The 16,090-nt window shown below is 49.4% G+C and carries 14 protein-coding genes and 1 pseudogene; 9 read left to right on the top strand and 6 right to left on the bottom strand.

Features of this window, described 5'->3' with window-relative positions:
* The 4 genes from hpnH to ABXS88_RS03170 all read left to right on the top strand — a co-directional run bounded on the left by hpnH (window position 1) and on the right by ABXS88_RS03170 (window position 4,409).
* A complete protein-coding gene (gene hpnH / locus ABXS88_RS03185; RefSeq protein ID WP_353673746.1) occupies window positions 1-1,017 on the top strand; it encodes an adenosyl-hopene transferase HpnH in 1,017 nt (338 codons plus the stop codon).
* Window positions 1,018-1,118: 101 nt separating this feature from the next.
* The gene (locus tag ABXS88_RS03180) at window positions 1,119-2,270 is read left to right on the top strand and encodes a glycosyltransferase family 4 protein (protein ID WP_353673745.1); all 1,152 of its coding nucleotides are present in this window, start codon (window positions 1,119-1,121) and stop codon (window positions 2,268-2,270) included.
* A 6-nt stretch (window positions 2,271-2,276) separates the two neighbouring features.
* Window positions 2,277-3,623, top strand: a complete 1,347-nt coding sequence (locus ABXS88_RS03175) for a TrkH family potassium uptake protein (RefSeq protein WP_353673744.1) — start codon at window positions 2,277-2,279, stop codon at window positions 3,621-3,623.
* A 99-nt stretch (window positions 3,624-3,722) separates the two neighbouring features.
* Window positions 3,723-4,409: a TrkA family potassium uptake protein gene (locus ABXS88_RS03170; protein ID WP_353673743.1), complete on the top strand. Its 687-nt coding sequence runs from the start codon at window positions 3,723-3,725 to the stop codon at window positions 4,407-4,409.
* A 213-nt stretch (window positions 4,410-4,622) separates the two neighbouring features.
* Here ABXS88_RS03170 and ABXS88_RS03165 read toward each other — a convergent pair whose 3' ends face one another.
* The 3 genes from ABXS88_RS03165 to ABXS88_RS03155 are packed head-to-tail and all read right to left on the bottom strand — an operon-like array spanning window position 4,623 to window position 7,874.
* Entirely contained in the window at window positions 4,623-5,114 is a 492-nt protein-coding gene (locus ABXS88_RS03165) for a hypothetical protein (RefSeq protein WP_353673742.1), read from the bottom strand.
* A 43-nt stretch (window positions 5,115-5,157) separates the two neighbouring features.
* Window positions 5,158-7,107 carry a flotillin family protein gene (locus ABXS88_RS03160; RefSeq protein ID WP_353673741.1) on the bottom strand — a complete coding sequence of 650 codons (1,950 nt, stop codon included), beginning with the start codon at window positions 7,105-7,107 and terminating at the stop codon, window positions 5,158-5,160.
* Entirely contained in the window at window positions 7,104-7,874 is a 771-nt protein-coding gene (locus ABXS88_RS03155; protein ID WP_353673740.1) for a DUF1449 domain-containing protein, read from the bottom strand. The genes ABXS88_RS03160 and ABXS88_RS03155 overlap by 4 nt, the downstream gene beginning before the upstream one ends.
* A 319-nt stretch (window positions 7,875-8,193) precedes the next feature.
* Between ABXS88_RS03155 and ABXS88_RS03150 the strand changes: the two genes are divergently transcribed.
* Window positions 8,194-8,916: a Uma2 family endonuclease gene (locus ABXS88_RS03150; protein ID WP_353673739.1), complete on the top strand. Its 723-nt coding sequence runs from the start codon at window positions 8,194-8,196 to the stop codon at window positions 8,914-8,916.
* A 252-nt stretch (window positions 8,917-9,168) separates the two neighbouring features.
* Here ABXS88_RS03150 and ABXS88_RS03145 read toward each other — a convergent pair.
* Both ABXS88_RS03145 and ABXS88_RS03140 read right to left on the bottom strand, forming a co-directional pair.
* A pseudogene (locus tag ABXS88_RS03145) lies at window positions 9,169-9,753 on the bottom strand (IS630 family transposase); the annotation flags it as partial.
* A 10-nt stretch (window positions 9,754-9,763) separates the two neighbouring features.
* The gene (locus ABXS88_RS03140; RefSeq protein WP_353673738.1) at window positions 9,764-10,114 is read right to left on the bottom strand and encodes a transposase; all 351 of its coding nucleotides are present in this window, start codon (window positions 10,112-10,114) and stop codon (window positions 9,764-9,766) included.
* Between the two features lie 364 nt (window positions 10,115-10,478).
* Here ABXS88_RS03140 and hisA point away from each other — a divergent pair, with 364 nt between their 5' ends.
* The 4 genes from hisA to purT all read left to right on the top strand — a co-directional run bounded on the left by hisA (window position 10,479) and on the right by purT (window position 15,250).
* Complete coding sequence (gene hisA, locus ABXS88_RS03135; RefSeq protein ID WP_353673737.1) at window positions 10,479-11,249, top strand: 1-(5-phosphoribosyl)-5-[(5-phosphoribosylamino)methylideneamino]imidazole-4-carboxamide isomerase; 771 nt, start codon at window positions 10,479-10,481, stop codon at window positions 11,247-11,249.
* Window positions 11,250-11,396: 147 nt separating this feature from the next.
* Window positions 11,397-13,343 carry a DNA topoisomerase (ATP-hydrolyzing) subunit B gene (gene gyrB, locus ABXS88_RS03130; protein WP_353673736.1) on the top strand — a complete coding sequence of 649 codons (1,947 nt, stop codon included), beginning with the start codon at window positions 11,397-11,399 and terminating at the stop codon, window positions 13,341-13,343.
* 51 nt (window positions 13,344-13,394) lie between these two features.
* Window positions 13,395-14,087: a Uma2 family endonuclease gene (locus ABXS88_RS03125; RefSeq protein ID WP_353673735.1), complete on the top strand. Its 693-nt coding sequence runs from the start codon at window positions 13,395-13,397 to the stop codon at window positions 14,085-14,087.
* Window positions 14,087-15,250: a formate-dependent phosphoribosylglycinamide formyltransferase gene (gene purT / locus ABXS88_RS03120; RefSeq protein ID WP_353673734.1), complete on the top strand. Its 1,164-nt coding sequence runs from the start codon at window positions 14,087-14,089 to the stop codon at window positions 15,248-15,250. The genes ABXS88_RS03125 and purT overlap by 1 nt, the downstream gene beginning before the upstream one ends.
* 26 nt (window positions 15,251-15,276) lie before the next feature.
* Here purT and ABXS88_RS03115 read toward each other — a convergent pair whose 3' ends face one another.
* Window positions 15,277-16,089 (bottom strand): DNA adenine methylase, encoded by an 813-nt coding sequence (locus tag ABXS88_RS03115; protein ID WP_353673733.1) that lies wholly within the window; start codon window positions 16,087-16,089, stop codon window positions 15,277-15,279.
* Between the last annotated feature and the right edge of the window lies 1 nt (window position 16,090).

The raw sequence follows: 16,090 nt of genomic DNA, 5'->3' as shown, positions 1-16,090 counted from the left end.
ATGGCAGTTTCCCTTAAACAAGCGGCCGTCGTTGGCACTTATATTATTAGTCAGCGTCTGCGGGGCCGAAAACGATTTCCCCTTGTCCTGATGTTGGAGCCTCTGTTCCGTTGCAATCTGGCCTGCCAGGGTTGCGGTAAGATTCAGCACCCACCGGAAATTCTTAAGCAAAATCTGACCCCAGAACAATGTTTTGCCGCCGTCGAAGAGTGCGGTGTGCCGGTGGTCTCAATTCCTGGTGGTGAACCCCTACTCCATCCCCAGATCGATGAAATTGTCAGTGGTCTGGTGGCCCGCAAAAAATTTGTCTATCTTTGCACCAATGCCATTCTGCTGGAAAAGAGTCTGGCAAAATTTCAACCCTCTCCCTACCTCACCTTTAGCGTTCACCTGGATGGCCTGCGAGAGCACCATGATCACTGTGTTGACCGTGACGGCGTCTTTGATAAGGCAATTCAGGCCATTAAGGCCGCTAAGGCCCAGGGCTTTCGGGTGACAACCAATACGACTATTTTTGAGGGAACAAAACCGGAAGAGGTTCAGCAGTTTTTCGACTTCCTGCAAACCCTGGGCATCGATGGCATGATGATTTCTCCTGGCTATAGCTATGCTTGGGCTCCCGACCAGGAGCACTTCCTCAAACGCGAGCAAACCAAGGCCCTTTTCCGTCAAATCCTGGAACCCTGGAAAACCGGCAAAAAACAATGGAATTTTAACCATAATCCCCTTTTTCTCGACTTCTTAGTGGGGGAAAAGGACTATGATTGCACTCCCTGGGGCAGTCCTAGCTACAGCGTACTGGGTTGGCAAAAGCCCTGTTATCTACTCAATGAAGGCTACTATCAAAGTTTTCAAGAATTGCTAGACCAGACCGATTGGCAAAACTATGGCCCCCACAGTGGTAATCCCCAATGTGCCGACTGTATGGTGCATTGTGGCTATGAGCCTACTGCCGCTGTGGATGCCCTGAAACCCAGTAACATGGGCAGGGCCATGAGTAGCTTGCTCAGTGCCTAGAACCGGTCTTGGGCTAGAAGAGCCGTAGCAGGGCCGCAATTTTGCTCTAAGATAATCGGTGTCTTCCGCACAGGGGTGGAGTAGTCCACCAATTTCAGAACATGCACATTGCTTGGCTGGGAAAAAAATCGCCGTTCTGTGGCAATGTTACCTACGGTCGAGAAGTCACGAATGCCTTACTCGACCGAGGGCACCAAGTTAGCTTTTTGCATTTCGCCCAGGAGGAAGAAACCACCGGAGAGAGTGAACCGAACTGCCCCGAGGTGGTACTTCCTTTCTTATTCAAGTCAACCATCTATACCATTCCCACGCCTAAATCGAGCCGGATTTTGGCCGAGGCCCTGGCCAAGCTCAAGCCAGATATTGTCCACGCGTCCTTGACGCTCTCTCCTCTAGACTTTCGCTTACCGGAAATCTGTGAGGAATTGGGGATTCCCCTGGTGGCCACCTTTCATCCCCCCTTTGATAGTCGCCTGCGCAATCTTTCTTCTAGTACTCAGTTCCTAACCTATCAGCTCTACGCACCTTTTTTAGCTCAGTACGACCGGGTGATTGTCTTTTCCCATCTCCAGCAAAATTTACTCCTCAAACTCGGCGTACCCCGTCAACGCCTGGTGATTATTCCCAATGGCGTGGATGTAGAGAAATATTCTCCAGGGGAGTCCAGGGCCAAACGGGAGTATCGGGCCCAGCATTTATTTATCTATCTGGGTCGCATTGCCCCAGAAAAAAATGTGGAATCCCTGCTCAAAGCCTGGAAGCTATCGGAAATGGGGGATGATTGTAAACTACTGATCGTGGGCGATGGCCTGCTCAAGGCGGCCCTCCAGTCAGCCTACGGCCCGGAATTGGGTATTCATTGGTTGGGCTTTATTGCAGAGGAAGAGACCCGTATTCAACTCCTACGGGGGGCCGATGCCTTTATTTTGCCATCCTTGGTCGAGGGCCTGTCCCTTTCTCTGCTGGAGGCTATGGCCTGTGGGACGGCCTGCTTGGCGACGGATGCCGGAGCGGATGGGGAAGTCCTAGAGGAAGCCGGCATTATCTTGAATACCCAGGGGGTCACAACCCAATTAAAAACCCTCTTGCCCTTGCTGCGGGATCATCCCGAAATTACTGAAATTCTCGGCCAAAAGGCCCGACAACGAGTGCTAGAGCGCTATACCTTTAGCCGCAATATTGACCAACTGGAGGCCCTCTACGATGAAATCCTCCCGGCCCATCAGCGTCCCATTGCATTCAATCATTACTAACCTCGAATGACCATTTCGCGCAGTATCTGTTTGGGCTTTCTGGCGGTGATTCTCGTTGGTGCTCTGCTTCTAACGATGCCCTTTGCTACTACGACGGGAACCTGGGGGAATTTCTTGGTGGCCCTGTTTACCTCTACCTCTGCTGTCTGCGTGACGGGCCTGAGTGTAGTTGACCCCAATACCTACTTTTCCTTTTGGGGCGAACTGATCCTGGTTTTATTAGTCCAGGTAGGGGGACTGGGCTACATGACCGTCACCACCTTTTTAATGCTGTTAATTGGTCGTAAGTTTGACCTACAACAGAAGTTTGCTATTCAAGAATCCTTTGACCGTCCCTTTCTACAAGGCAGTCGTAATTTAATTAAATCCATTTTTGCGACGACACTGCTCTTTGAACTAACGGGGGCCTTCTTTCTGACCTATAAATTCTCCCAAGATCATCCCCTTCAAGAATCTCTCTGGCTAGGTCTGTTCCATAGTGTTAGTGCTTTTAATAACGCTGGCTTTAGTCTTTTTAAAGATAGTTTAATGGGCTACCATGATTCTATTATCATTAACTTTGTGATTACAGGACTAATTATTTTTGGCGGCATTGGCTACCAGGTTATTATTGAATGTTATTTTTGGTTAGAAGGACTGCGCCTACGGAGCAAACAAAAATTCAGTTTTTCTCTCAATTTCAAGGTCGTTGTTAAATTCACCCTATTTCTATTATTTTTAGGAACTATTGCTTTTCTTTTAATTGAATCACAAAATCCTGAAACCCTTGGCCCTATGGGCTGGCAAGATAAATTACTAGCAGCTTGGTTTCAATCAGTGACGACACGCACTGCCGGCTTTAATACTGTTGATAACGGTAAGCTGGAGATTAATTCCCTGCTAATTACCATGATTCTCATGTTTGTTGGTGCTAGTCCCAGTGGTACCGGCGGCGGTATCAAAACCACAACCCTCAGCATCCTGACCAACTGTACCCGTTCCGTTTTGCGTGGTCAAGAAACCATCGTTATCTACAAAAGAACTATTCCCAACACCCTAGTTTTTAAGGCAATTGCTGTCACCTTTGGTTCCCTGGTAACAGTAATTATTGCAACTAGCTTGATTACCTTTATTGAGCAAAAAATTAATTCTTCCCTCGAAGCGGTTCCCATTTTATTTGAAGTCGTTTCGGCTTTTGGCACCGTGGGTTTATCCATGGGCATTACCGCTAGCCTGACCCCTCTCTCTCAATTAGTGATTATTGCTACTATGTACATCGGTCGGGTGGGAGTTATTTTACTGATGGCTGCCATCGTTGGGGACCCCAAACCGAGTATGCTACACCATCCTGAAGAAAATCTCCTCGTCGGTTAACGATAACGATATTCTGGAGAAGGGGCCGGATTTCGATGTCCCTGAATTCTTCAATTTTTCTTGCCCCTAATCAACACCGCTGTATTTTTAGTTTCTGCCATGAGAACGGTCAATTTTTTAAACCTCATTCGCCAAGATAAACGACAATTTGCGGTGATTGGCCTGGGACGTTTTGGTCGAGCTGTCTGTGAAACCTTTCACAAAAATGGCTACGATGTTCTCGGCATTGATCAAGATGAAAAACTGGTGGCTGAGGCATTGGCAGATCGCGTGGTGGGCAATGCCATTACCCTCGACTCAACCGATGATAATGCCCTCCGGGAAGCGGGCGTTTTTGAATTTGAGACAGTGATTGTGGCTATCGGTAATTATCTCAAGGAAAGTATTATTACTTGCTTGAACCTCAAGGAAGGCGGAGTTAAGTCCGTGGTAGCGAAAGTCTCCTCCGATATTCACGAAAAAATATTGCAGCGGCTGGGGGTGGATCTGATTGTTTTCCCTGAGCAGGAGGCCGGTCAAGACCTAGCCTATCGCTTGACCAAGCCCGCTATTGTTGACCGCTTTCGACTCGACTGTGAAAACAGTATTGTGGAACTGTTAGCCCCGGAGGAATTTTGGGATAAAACCCTTGCGGAACTACAACTACGAAAAAACTACGGTGTTAGTGTTCTCGCTATTGGTTCGGAGGAAAAATTTAAAATTAATCCCTCTCCCCAGGAAAAAATCAGTGAGGGGATGATCCTCGTTTTGATCGGCCTAAATGATAATATCCATCGCCTCGTTTAGGCCCTCAATTTCCCCCCGTCTAGCCTGAGAGTATTGTATTATCATGGAATTTGGTACTTGTTTCTCAAAGAAGGATCACCCTCTGAATTCCTTGCTAGGGGCCAGTTTTCAAGTCAGAAAAAGTGGGGGTAAAAATTTTTTCCAGTGGACGTTTCAGCTTGACGGGGCGGGGGGCCTTTCCAACAGGTTATCAAATCAAAAACGTCATTGAGTTTACTTATTTTGAAAAGATAAAGATAAACTGGTTCCGTGGGTACCGGGCAATGTCCTAATGACAACTTCCTTAACCGTGTCTTTGTGGATTAAGAGCATCTTGCCGACTACCGGTTTGTTTTTCGCCAGCTTTTCCATCCCTGCATTTAAGCGAATGATATTCACGATAGATTCGATGAGGAGCACCGGTAGTTTTGTGTTGAGCAACTCATAAAACCCCGTTCCCTGATTAGCACGAATGAGGATTTCGCGTTTTAACGGAATAATTCTCAACTCTTGGGCCTCTTTTTGCAGGGCCTTGAATAAGATATTATTGACCAGTTGAATGGTCGGCACATTGTCTTTGCCCATTGACGCTTCCAAATTGTACTCTCCCGGCTTAATTCCCGTAGGATAATCCGTCAAAAGTTGATCAAAATAGTTATCTATGGCGCTGACAGCTTCTTGATCAAGGAATGGGTCTTCCAAAAAATCTAGGTTTTCACTGTCCATATTTAAGATTTCCTCTATTAAAACTAAAATTCGTCTAAACTGTTTAAACAGACTCTAGGGGATCAGATTCACTGACTAAAGAAGGGGCTTCGAGGCTCTCCTGGGGTTTGTCTTGCTCCAAGAATCCTTTAACCTGTTGTAACACTGTTCCCAATTTCCCTTCGTTGAGCAGACTATTAATTAAGGTAATGCCACTGGTCGAAAGCAATAGTTTATTAATATCTGCACCATTGTCTCCGTTCAAACCCGGAAAAGAATAAATGCGGGATTCCCCGAGCACACCAGGTTGGGGGGCCAGGGCCTTGAGTAATTCCGGTAATTGTTCCACCAGTTCCGGCCACAGGGTTTTAATCAGTTCTGCTGTGCGATTAGCGGTACTTAAACTATTTTGGGCTTCGATCAAGGCCCGTTGACCTTGGGCTTCGGCCAGGGCCTTGTGTTGGTTGGCATCGGCTAAGGTGCGGATGGATTCTGCTTCGAGTTCAGCGGCCTGACGAGCAATTTCCGCCTGGCGACGGCGACGGAAGACATCTAACTCCACCACGTTTTGATCGGCAATACGGCGTTTTTCAGCTTCCTGTTGAGCGGCAATCAGGGCCAGTTGTTGTTCCCGTTCTGCCTGTTCCACCGCCTGGGCCGTGACGACGGCCGATTCCGCTTTGGCCTTGAGGGCATCGGCCTCTAGACGTTCCTTTTCTTTTGTGGCAATGGCAATGGCCGCCGCTTGCTGGGCCAATTGGGATTTTTGTTCCGCCATCGCGATTTCAGCCTGGGCTTGTAGACGGGAGGCTTCGATGGTTTTCTGCCGTTGAATTTCGGCCACTTCGGCTTCTTGTTTTTGTAGCGCTTGGGCCACCTTCAGTTGCTTTTGTTGTTCCTCTAGGGTGATATCGGCGGCAATCTGGCTATTTTGAACAGCTAATTGTTTTTGAATCCGCTCTTCTTCAATGGCCCGCTCCTGAAGGATTTTATTGCGTTCAATTTTTGCTAATTCCTGATCTTTTGCCTCTTGTACTTCCCGTTCCTGTTGTGCCTTTTGGGATTCAATTTCCTTGCGTTGGGTCATTTTTAGCAATTCAATTTGCTTTTGCTGGGTAATACTAGCATCTTCTTTTTGTTTGGCAATATCTAAACTTTGCTTTTCGGCGGCCAGTTCTTTCTGTTCGATAATGACGCGAGTAGTTAATTCAACTTCCCGTTTTTGTTGGATGGAATGCTGGATGGTTTCTGTTCTGAGCCTGACCCCCTGGGCATCAAAGAAGTTATTTTCATCGTAGGTATCACTTTCCTCAATTTCAGAAATAGCAATATTATTGAGGGTCAAGCCCACTTTCTTGAGGTCATTTTGAATCAAGTTTAAAACTTCATCGGCAAAGCCCAATTTATCTGAATCCAGTTCCGCTAATTTTTTCTTCTTCGCCGCCGCTCGGATTGCATCATCGGCCCGTTTTTCCAAGGCCTCTTGGATCTCGGAGGCGGAAATCTGACCTTTTTTCGAGAGCCTAGCCGCCGCCGTTAAAATATCATTGCGTTCAGGGTTAATACAAACATAAAAAGTAACCCGCATATTGGCCCGCATGTAGTCTTGGGTACGAACCGCTAAATTTCCCGTGCGTACCACATCAATGGAAATTTCCCGCAAAGAAACCCGTGTCACTTCATGGAAACCCGGAATGACAATACAGCCGCCGTGGAGGATGACTAACTGGTCTTTTTTAAACACCCCACCCGTGCGTACAATCGCTTCGTTATTGGGAGCGATAACGTAGAAACGGGTATAGATAAAAATCGTAATTAGAATCAAAAAAAGAACCGAAATAATAACCGCTGGAAAAAGAATGAGGGCATTTAGGCCACCCAAAGATGAATCTTGAGGTGTCGGCAGGGGCTGGGCCTGGGCCACGAGGATTTCCTGCTGGGGTTCTGGCGTCGCTAACACCGCTGATGAGGTAGCCAGGGGGAGGGATTGCAGGAGAACAAACCAGAATTTCATGGGGATTCCTCTAGAGAATGGGGTTGATGGTCGAGGGATGAAGGCAGACTTTGATGGAGCCATTTATCTTCATCCGAACTGTCCTTGGCAATGGCTAAATAGGTATGGCTCTGGGGGGATTGATCAATAATTAAAATATTTTGGTTATGGTGGGGAATCACCTGGGCCCAGTGGGGCAGGGCCACGGTAATGGTTAGCAAATTACCCGCCGCATCGTAGACATGGGCCTGACCAATTTTGCCACTGGAAAGATAAGGAAGTGTTTTGGAAGTGACGGTTCCCACACAACCGATCAGCCGTTCTTGGCTCACATCCTGGCCAAAGGAAACAAACAGGCTGGCAATGGGACGAGAGCATAAACGCCCTAACCAGAGGCTTAGACCGAGCGAAATCAATAGCACCAGGCCGCCTAGGCCCCATAAATGAGTGGGCATCCTTCCCGTCGTACTGCCCAGAAAAACGTTCAGCATCCAGCCCAGAATGCCCCAGAAGCTAAAATCAATGCCCACCAGCAGTAGAAAGGGCGCTTTGCCAAAACCAAGCCAACCCAGCAACTGAAAGGAAATACTGGCATTCTCCATTTCTGCTCCCTCGGGTAAGTCGAGGTCGGGCCGGAGTTCCATTTCTAGAGCGCTTTCCCCCAGATCCAGGTCATCCTCGGCATCACCGGAAAAAATAATCAGCCCCAAGCAAACGAGGCCGGCCCCGAGAAAGAGCCAATAGGGTAAATTTGCCAAGTGAAATAGCATCAGTTTGCTAGAGTGCATTCCCCTCCAGCTTAGTGAGGAATTTTCGAGGGGCCGCAAACTTCGATCAAAAACTTAATTTTTACAAGGGGCCCCCTCGAGTAAGAGAAAGACGGAAGACACTTGACAAGTACTTTAGAGTATCCTACAAATAACATATGCTTAACAGCCATCTACATTGGAGCATTAAAAATTATTAATAAAAGTTCGTCAGTTGAGATCGCCTTCGAAAAACGGATTTATTTACCGCGTTTTCTCCCCCAGACGGTCTCCCACGCCTAGGCACACCCGTTCGTCAACTGCGTTAAACTTAAAGCCTCAATAATGTTCAAGCCTGGCCATGGTGGTTGCAATTGCCCGTCCCCAGATCCGCTGGGAAGCTCCCCCCGATGATTTTGTCTTAGCGGATGACCCCGTGGATAACGTCAATCAACCGGCGATCGCCGCCGCCCTCACCGAAAGCCTGGAACTGGCCCAACGCCTGACGCCCCAAAGCCTGATTACCACTAACTACGGCCTATGTGCTCAGGTGGACGGCAAAACCGTTGTCAAAGCACCGGATTGGGCTTATATTCTAGTGCTAAGCATGCCGCGAGAAACCATTCAACGGAGCTATACCCCCCAACTCCAGGGGGATCTCCCGACGGTGGTGATGGAATTTCTCTCCGATACCGATGGCGGTGAACATTCTACGAAGCCGACCTATCCCCCGGGCAAGTGGTTCTTTTATGAACAGATCCTCCAGGTGCCTAACTATGTCTTGTTCGATCCCCAGCAAGGAACCTTAGAAGTCTATCGTCTCGATGAAGGAGGGCACTACCAACTACGCCGGGCAAATGATCAGCAATGCTACTGGTTAGAGGAACTGCAACTCTTTTTGGGCGTATGGCAAGGGACTCGGGAAAATCGTGCTGGCTACTGGCTACGCTGGTGGGATGCCCAAGACAATTTACTCCTGTGGGGCATGGAATTGGTCGCCCTGGAACGTCAAGCCAAGCAAACGGCCCTGGAACGCTTAGCGCTATTGGAGCAACGGTTGCGGGAATCCGGCCTAGAGCTTTGACTGATGAGGCATATGCGGACAGGAGAGATGGGAGTGTCGAACCCGGCACTGCACCGAACTGCGGCCGCTTGGCAATTCGGGAGTTACGGAGGGGCCGCCATCGGCGAGTTCAATTGCATCTAAGTCAAGTTAGTACGGAAAGGCTAGAGGGGAGTAAAATGATTGAAATAGGCACATCGAAGGCGTCAGACCAAGCCAAGTATATACGAACCATTTCGGGTAGATACGCCCGATTTACAGCGGATTCGCCATCTATGTGGCACAGTAGCAACAGTGGGTAAAGTAGTTTTTTCTGGTGTCAGCAGAATTCAGTAGAACCGCTATTTTCAGAAACTTTTCTACGGTCTCTCGCTCCTTGGGTCTAAAGCGTCGCACAAAAGCCTTCAATTCCCACCAGAGATGCTCGATGGGATTGAAGTCAGGCGAATAGCGCGGCAGATAAATAATCTTCGCCCCTACTTCCTCCAACATTTCTTTGACTCCTTCTACTTTGTGAACCTGGAGGTTGTCCATCACCACGGTCGCTCCCTTCCAGAGATTCGGTACTAGTTCCTCCTTGACATACTCTTGGAACAACTCTTTATTAAGAGATTGGGGTAAGAGCTTGAGCGATAAAACACCATTGAGGCTCATCGCACCAATATAATTGAGGCGCTGTCCTCTGTAGGTACAGTCAAAGTCATAGGCTCTCGTCCCGGCCAAGCTACGAGCCCTATCGCGCATTATCCCCAGTAAAATTCCCATTTCATCCAGGAATACCAAGTTTTCCGGTTCTTCTTGCCCAATGACTGACCAGTAATCTCGTCTTTCTTGCTGTACTTCCTCTAGGCTCGCTCTACGGTTTCTTTTAGTTTTTTTTACGAGTTAATTTCAGGCGCTTCAAAAAGGTACACATGGTACTTTCGCTCATATCGATACCCGTTCGCTCTAGCCAAAGCTCACAATACTCGCTCAGAGTGTAATCGGGATGTTTGCCCACCATGGCAATCACTTGGGCTTCGGTGCCCATGAGGCGACTGGGCTTACCTCCACTAGGTGGCTTGGGCATCAGTTGCCCAGTGGTGCGTTTTAAGACGATAAGGTCATGGACGGTGGTTTTGCTGACATGAAACTGCTCAGCGACCTTTCTGATGGAAGTATTACCTTTTTCGTAGGCAAGGATAATTCTCTCTCGAAGCTCCATGGATAGGGGAGGCATGGTACTCTATGGCTCTTAATGCAGTGATAGGCTCGTCCTGCATTGTACCGTTCCGTCGGAGAATCTGCTGTAATCCTCATCAATACTATTCCACGCAACCCATAGCCAAGAGCTACCAGATACACAGACACTAAAGACAGGGGAACCCAATACCATTGGTTAGCTTACATATCAAAAAATAGTCAGTCACATATTAGCTCTAAAGTTGCTGGAGTGCTCACGATGGCTAAATTTAGCCCAAATCACTTCTTTCATCAATCCTGTGGCAATACATATGCTTTACCAATGCCTCTGGTACACGGTCTTCTCAAGTAACTTGAGCCACCTGAATTAAAGATACAATAAGAATTTTCGGCTAACTGTTATGGAAATCTTGCCCGCCATTGACCTCCTCGACGGCCGTTGCGTTCGTCTCTACCAAGGGGATTACCAGCAATCCCAAGTCTTTCACGAAAACCCCGTGGAAGTTGCCCGACAATGGGCCAATCAGGGGGCCAGTCGTCTGCATTTGGTAGATCTCGATGGGGCCAAGGAAGGCAAACCCGTAAACTTAGCGGCCATTGAAGCCATTGTGCGGGCCATTGATATTCCGGTGCAAGTGGGGGGTGGCCTGCGGGATCGTCAGAGCGTGGCGCAGTTACTGGAATTAGGGGTACAACGAGTTATTTTAGGCACTGTGGCCGTGGAACAGCCAGATCTAGTGCAATCCCTGTGTCAGGAATTTCCAGGGCAAATTGTGGTCGGCATCGATGCTCGTAACGGGAAGGTAGCCACGCGGGGTTGGTTAGAGACCTCCGAGGTGGAAGCCACGGAACTGGCCCAACGGATGGAACAATTAGGGGCCTGCGCTATTATTTATACCGATATTCATCGAGATGGTACCTTGGTCGGCCCCAACCTAGCGGCTTTGCGAGAATTGGCCAGTGTTTTAACTATTCCCGTGATTGCTTCTGGAGGCGTGAGCGCCCTACGAGATCTACTCAGTCTACTCTCCCTAGAAGCCTTGGGAGTTAATGGCGTAATTATTGGTAAGGCCCTCTACACCGGAGCTGTTAACCTCGAGGAAGCAATCCGTGCTGTCGGGCCAGGCCGCTGGCAAGATGTGCCCCCTGCCGATGCGCCCCGTTGGGCGTAAATAGGGTTTATAAACCTATCTGCATCCCTCTCTAAATCATCTTCCAGAGTGCTTTTGTGTCGCCTGTAACCCTTTTGTGCTATAATTTTTGAGCATTTTGCCCTAAGCAGGGGAAGATTCACCCACCAGCCAAATTGTGGAGAGGCTATGACCAGTAACTACAGTGCCGACCAAATTCAAGTCCTAGAAGGATTAGAACCGGTACGCAAGCGCCCAGGCATGTACATCGGCTCGACGGGCCCCAAAGGCCTACACCATCTGGTCTATGAAGTGGTGGATAACTCCATTGACGAGGCCCTGGCGGGTTATTGTACCCATATTGAAATTGAGATTAATGCCGATGGTTCGGTCACGGTCACCGATAATGGTCGCGGCATTCCCACCGATATTCACCCCACCACGGGCCGCTCGGCTCTAGAAACGGTGTTAACGGTGCTCCACGCCGGGGGAAAATTTGGGGGCGGCGGCTATAAGGTCTCCGGGGGCCTGCACGGGGTTGGGGTCTCCGTGGTTAACGCCCTGTCCGAGTGGGTAGAAGTGAAAGTCTGGCGCGAAGGCAAGGAACATTTCCAACGGTTTGAGCGGGGTAATCCCATTGGCATGCTAGAGGCGATCGCCAATGCAGATCATCCCACCGGGACTCAGGTGTCCTTTTTACCCGATACGGAGATTTTCAAAGATGGCATCGAATTTGATTACAATACCCTGGCTGGTCGTCTAAAAGAGTTAGCCTATCTCAATGCCGGGGTCAAAATCACCTTCGGCGATGCTAGGGGCACAACTGGAGCCGCAGGCCGGGAGGGCAAAGCACGGGAAGAGGTGTATTTCTACGAAGGGGGGATTCGGGAATACGTCACCTATATGACCTCTGAAAAAGAACCCTTGCACGGCGATATTATCTACGTTTCCGGCGAAAAGAACGATGTCCAGGTGGAGGTGGCCCTGCAGTGGTGTGTGGATGCCTACAGCGATAACCTGCTGGGCTTTGCCAACAATATTCGTACTATTGATGGGGGAACTCACCTAGAGGGCCTTAAAGCCGTCCTGACTCGGACTATCAACAGCATTGCCCGTAAACGCAACAAAATCAAAGAAAATGAAGCTAATCTCGGTGGGGAAAACGTCCGCGAAGGCCTAACGGGCGTTATTTCCGTGAAAGTACCTGACCCCGAATTTGAGGGCCAAACCAAAACCAAACTAGGCAATACAGAAGTGCGGGGCATTGTTGATTCCTTGGTAGGAGAGGCCCTGACAGAATTTTTAGAATTTAATCCCCAAGTAGCGGATTCGGTGATTGAAAAAGCGGTACAGGCCTTTAAGGCCGCTGAAGCCGCCCGCCGGGCCAGAGAACTGGTGCGCCGTAAATCCGTTTTAGAATCCTCGACCCTGCCCGGTAAACTTGCGGATTGCAGTGCCAAAGACCCTTCAGTGTCTGAGATCTATATCGTAGAAGGGGATAGCGCTGGTGGGTCGGCCAAGCAGGGCCGTGACCGTCAATTCCAGGCCATTCTGCCCTTGCGGGGGAAAATCCTCAACATTGAGAAAACCGATGATGCCAAGATCTACAAAAATACAGAAATTCAGTCCCTGATCACGGCCCTGGGCCTAGGGATTAAAGGGGATGAATTCGATGCCTCCCAACTGCGCTACCATCGCGTCATTCTCATGACTGACGCAGACGTGGATGGGGCCCATATTCGCACCCTGTTGTTAACCTTCTTTTATCGCTATCAGCGGGCCCTGGTGGATCAAGGCTATATCTACATTGCCTGTCCGCCGCTCTACAAATTGGAACGGGGCAAAAACCATTACTATTGCTACTCCGACCGCGAGTTACAGGAACAAATTCGTCAATTTCCCGCCAATGCCAGCTACACCATCCAACGCTTCAAAGGACTGGGGGAAATGATGCCAACCCAACTCTGGGAAACCACCATGAACCCGGAAACCCGCACCCTGAAGCAAGTACAGATCGAAGATGCCGCCGAAGCCGACCGGATCTTTACCGTCTTAATGGGTGACCGAGTGGCCCCGCGCCGGGAATTTATCGAAACCTACGGTTCTAAGTTGAACCTGATGGAGTTGGATATTTAAGCCGCTTTTACAATAGAGAAACGCAGATCACTTATCTGGGGCCAACTGGCTATGACTCAAACCCTGACTCCCCCGGCACAAGACGAGATTGTTTACCCCAGCGAGGACGGTGAACCCTTGGCGGAATCCTACGACCACCTCTACGCCATCCTCGTGACCCTAGAAGTCCTGCGGCAATACCTGACGGGACGGCCGGCCACGGTGCTAGCGGATCAATTTCTCTACTATTCCCAAGGCTTTCCGCGCCTACGGGTTGCACCGGATGTGATGGTGATTTTCGATGTGGCCCCTGGTGGTCGCGAGAGTTATAAACTTTGGGAAGAGGGACAGGTTCCGGCCGTGATCTTTGAGATGACCTCCCCCAGCACTCGTTCCCAGGATACAGAGTTCAAAAAAACGCTCTATCAACAATTGGGGGTTAAAGAATATTGGCTTTTCGATCCGAAAGGGGAATGGATTCCCGAACAATTAAGGGGTTATCAGCTCGCTAATGAGGCCTACCAACCGATCTGGGATCAACAAAGTCAGGCCCTGGGTTTGCGTCTCGTTCCTGAAGATAAACTAATTGGTTTTTATCGGCTGGATAATGGGGCAAAACTACTGACCCCGGCGGAACTGCAAGCGGAATTGGCCAATGCTCAAATCTCGATCGAGGAAGAACGACAGCGGGTTAAGCAAGAACGCCTAAGGGCCGAACGTTTAGCGGAACAATTAAAAGCGTTAGGAATTGAACCGGAGTTGTGATGCTAAGCCTACCGAAAAAATTAATGGTTCTCGGGGCCGGGGAACTAGGCAAGGAATTTGTGATTGCGGCCCAACGTCTGGGCAATACCGTCATCGCCGTAGACCGCTACGACAATGCCCCTGCCATGCAGGTGGCCGATGCCAGAGAAGTGATCTCTATGCTCAGTGCCGAAGACCTAGAGCGAGTCGTCAGCAAGCATCAGCCAGATTATCTGATTCCTGAAATTGAGGCCATTCGCACGGAAAAGTTAGCGGAATTTGAGCAACGGGGGATTACGGTCATTCCCACGGCCAAGGCCACCCACTACACCATGAACCGTGACCGCATCCGGGACTTGGCCCATCGGGAGTTGGGGCTTCGCACGGCCAAATATGCCTACGCTTCCAGTTTGGCGGAAATGCAGACCGTGGCGCAGGACATCGGTTTTCCCCAGGTAGTGAAGCCAGTGATGTCCTCCTCCGGTAAGGGCCAATCCGTCGTCCATTCCTCTGCGGAGGTGGAAAGGGCCTGGCAAGCAGCCATTGCCGAGTCGCGGGGGGATAGCCAGAAGGTAATTATCGAAGAATTTATACCCTTTGAGCTAGAAATTACCCTGTTAACCATTAAACAATGGCAGGGGCCGACGCTGTTCTGTCCCCCCATTGGCCATCGCCAGGAACGAGGGGACTATCAGGAATCTTGGCAACCGGCCCGTCTAACGCCGGAACAGTTACAGCAGGCCCAGGCCATCGCCGCAACCGTGACCAACGCCTTGGGAGGAGCCGGTATTTTTGGGGTGGAATTTTTTGTCACTGCCGAGGAGGTGATTTTCTCGGAACTGTCGCCCCGGCCCCACGATACAGGCATGGTGACGCTCATTTCCCAAAACTTGAACGAGTTTGAATTGCACCTGCGGGCTGTTCTGAGCCTACCCATTCCGGAAATTAGCCTGTATGGCCCGGCGGCCAGTGCGGTGATTCTGGCTTCAGAGGCGGCTTCCTCGGTATCTTTCCAGGGAGTGGAACAGGCCCTGAGCCAAGCGGGCGTGGATTTGCGTCTCTTTGGTAAACCGGATACCAGGCCCTATCGACGAATGGGAGTGGCCCTGGCCCGAGCTGATAGTACAGATTTAGCCCGAGAAAAGGCCCAATGGGCTGCTAATCAAGTGCAGGTTTTACCCTAACTCTAATTTAGTGAATTGGTACAAGATCAATAATTTTTGATCATTAACTCCTTCCCTCTAGCCGCCTTCTTTTGTTTGTAATTATTCATCCCGTACTGTAAATCCCACTCAAAAATCTGAGCAAAACTAAACAGGTCTCGAATTTCCGAAGAATCATCGTAGGTAATCAGCCAACGGTGGGGACATTTTTGCATATTCTCGGCAAAACGTTGATGATTAAAGGCCGTATGTAAATCTCCTTTTTTACCGTAGAGTTTTGAACTGGTGGCACTTAGATAGGGCGGATCTAGAAAGATAAAGACGTCTTCCCCTGGGGCCTGGAGCAAGGCGTCGTAGTCTAGGTTGGTAATTTTAACTCCGGCTAAACAAGGGCCCAAGTTAGCCAAGCGCTGGATAGCAGAATCAGTAAAGCGTTGTTCAAAGGCGTGTTGGGAATAGCCCCCCGACTCGACAGTTCCCGAAAAAGTAATGCGATTCAAAACAAAAAAACGAACGGCCCTCTGTAGTTGCGTTAATTCCTGATGGTCTGCCGTTAGGGACTTAAATAGTTGGCGACCATTACATTGATGTTGCTTTATTTTTTGAATATCTGTCGTTAGCTGATCTAAATTGTGCTGCACGCAGGCCCAAAAACAATAAAGGTCGTAGTTGAGGTCATTGATCCAATAATGGTGAAGATTTTCACCGAGTAACTGTCGAATTGCCAAAAAGACCGAGCCGCCGCCAATAAACGGTTCTCGATAGTCAGTGATATGACTAGGCAAATGGGCCAGGATTTGGGCCAGGGCCTTGGACTTCCCCCCAGGGTAACGGAGTGGGCTTTTAATGGTATTTTCCATG

The sequence above is a fragment of the Synechocystis sp. LKSZ1 genome (assembly GCF_040436315.1).
GTDB lineage: Bacteria > Cyanobacteriota > Cyanobacteriia > Cyanobacteriales > Microcystaceae > Synechocystis.
Note: the sequence above shows the minus strand (reverse complement) of the source record. Positions and strands in the feature narration are given on the sequence as shown.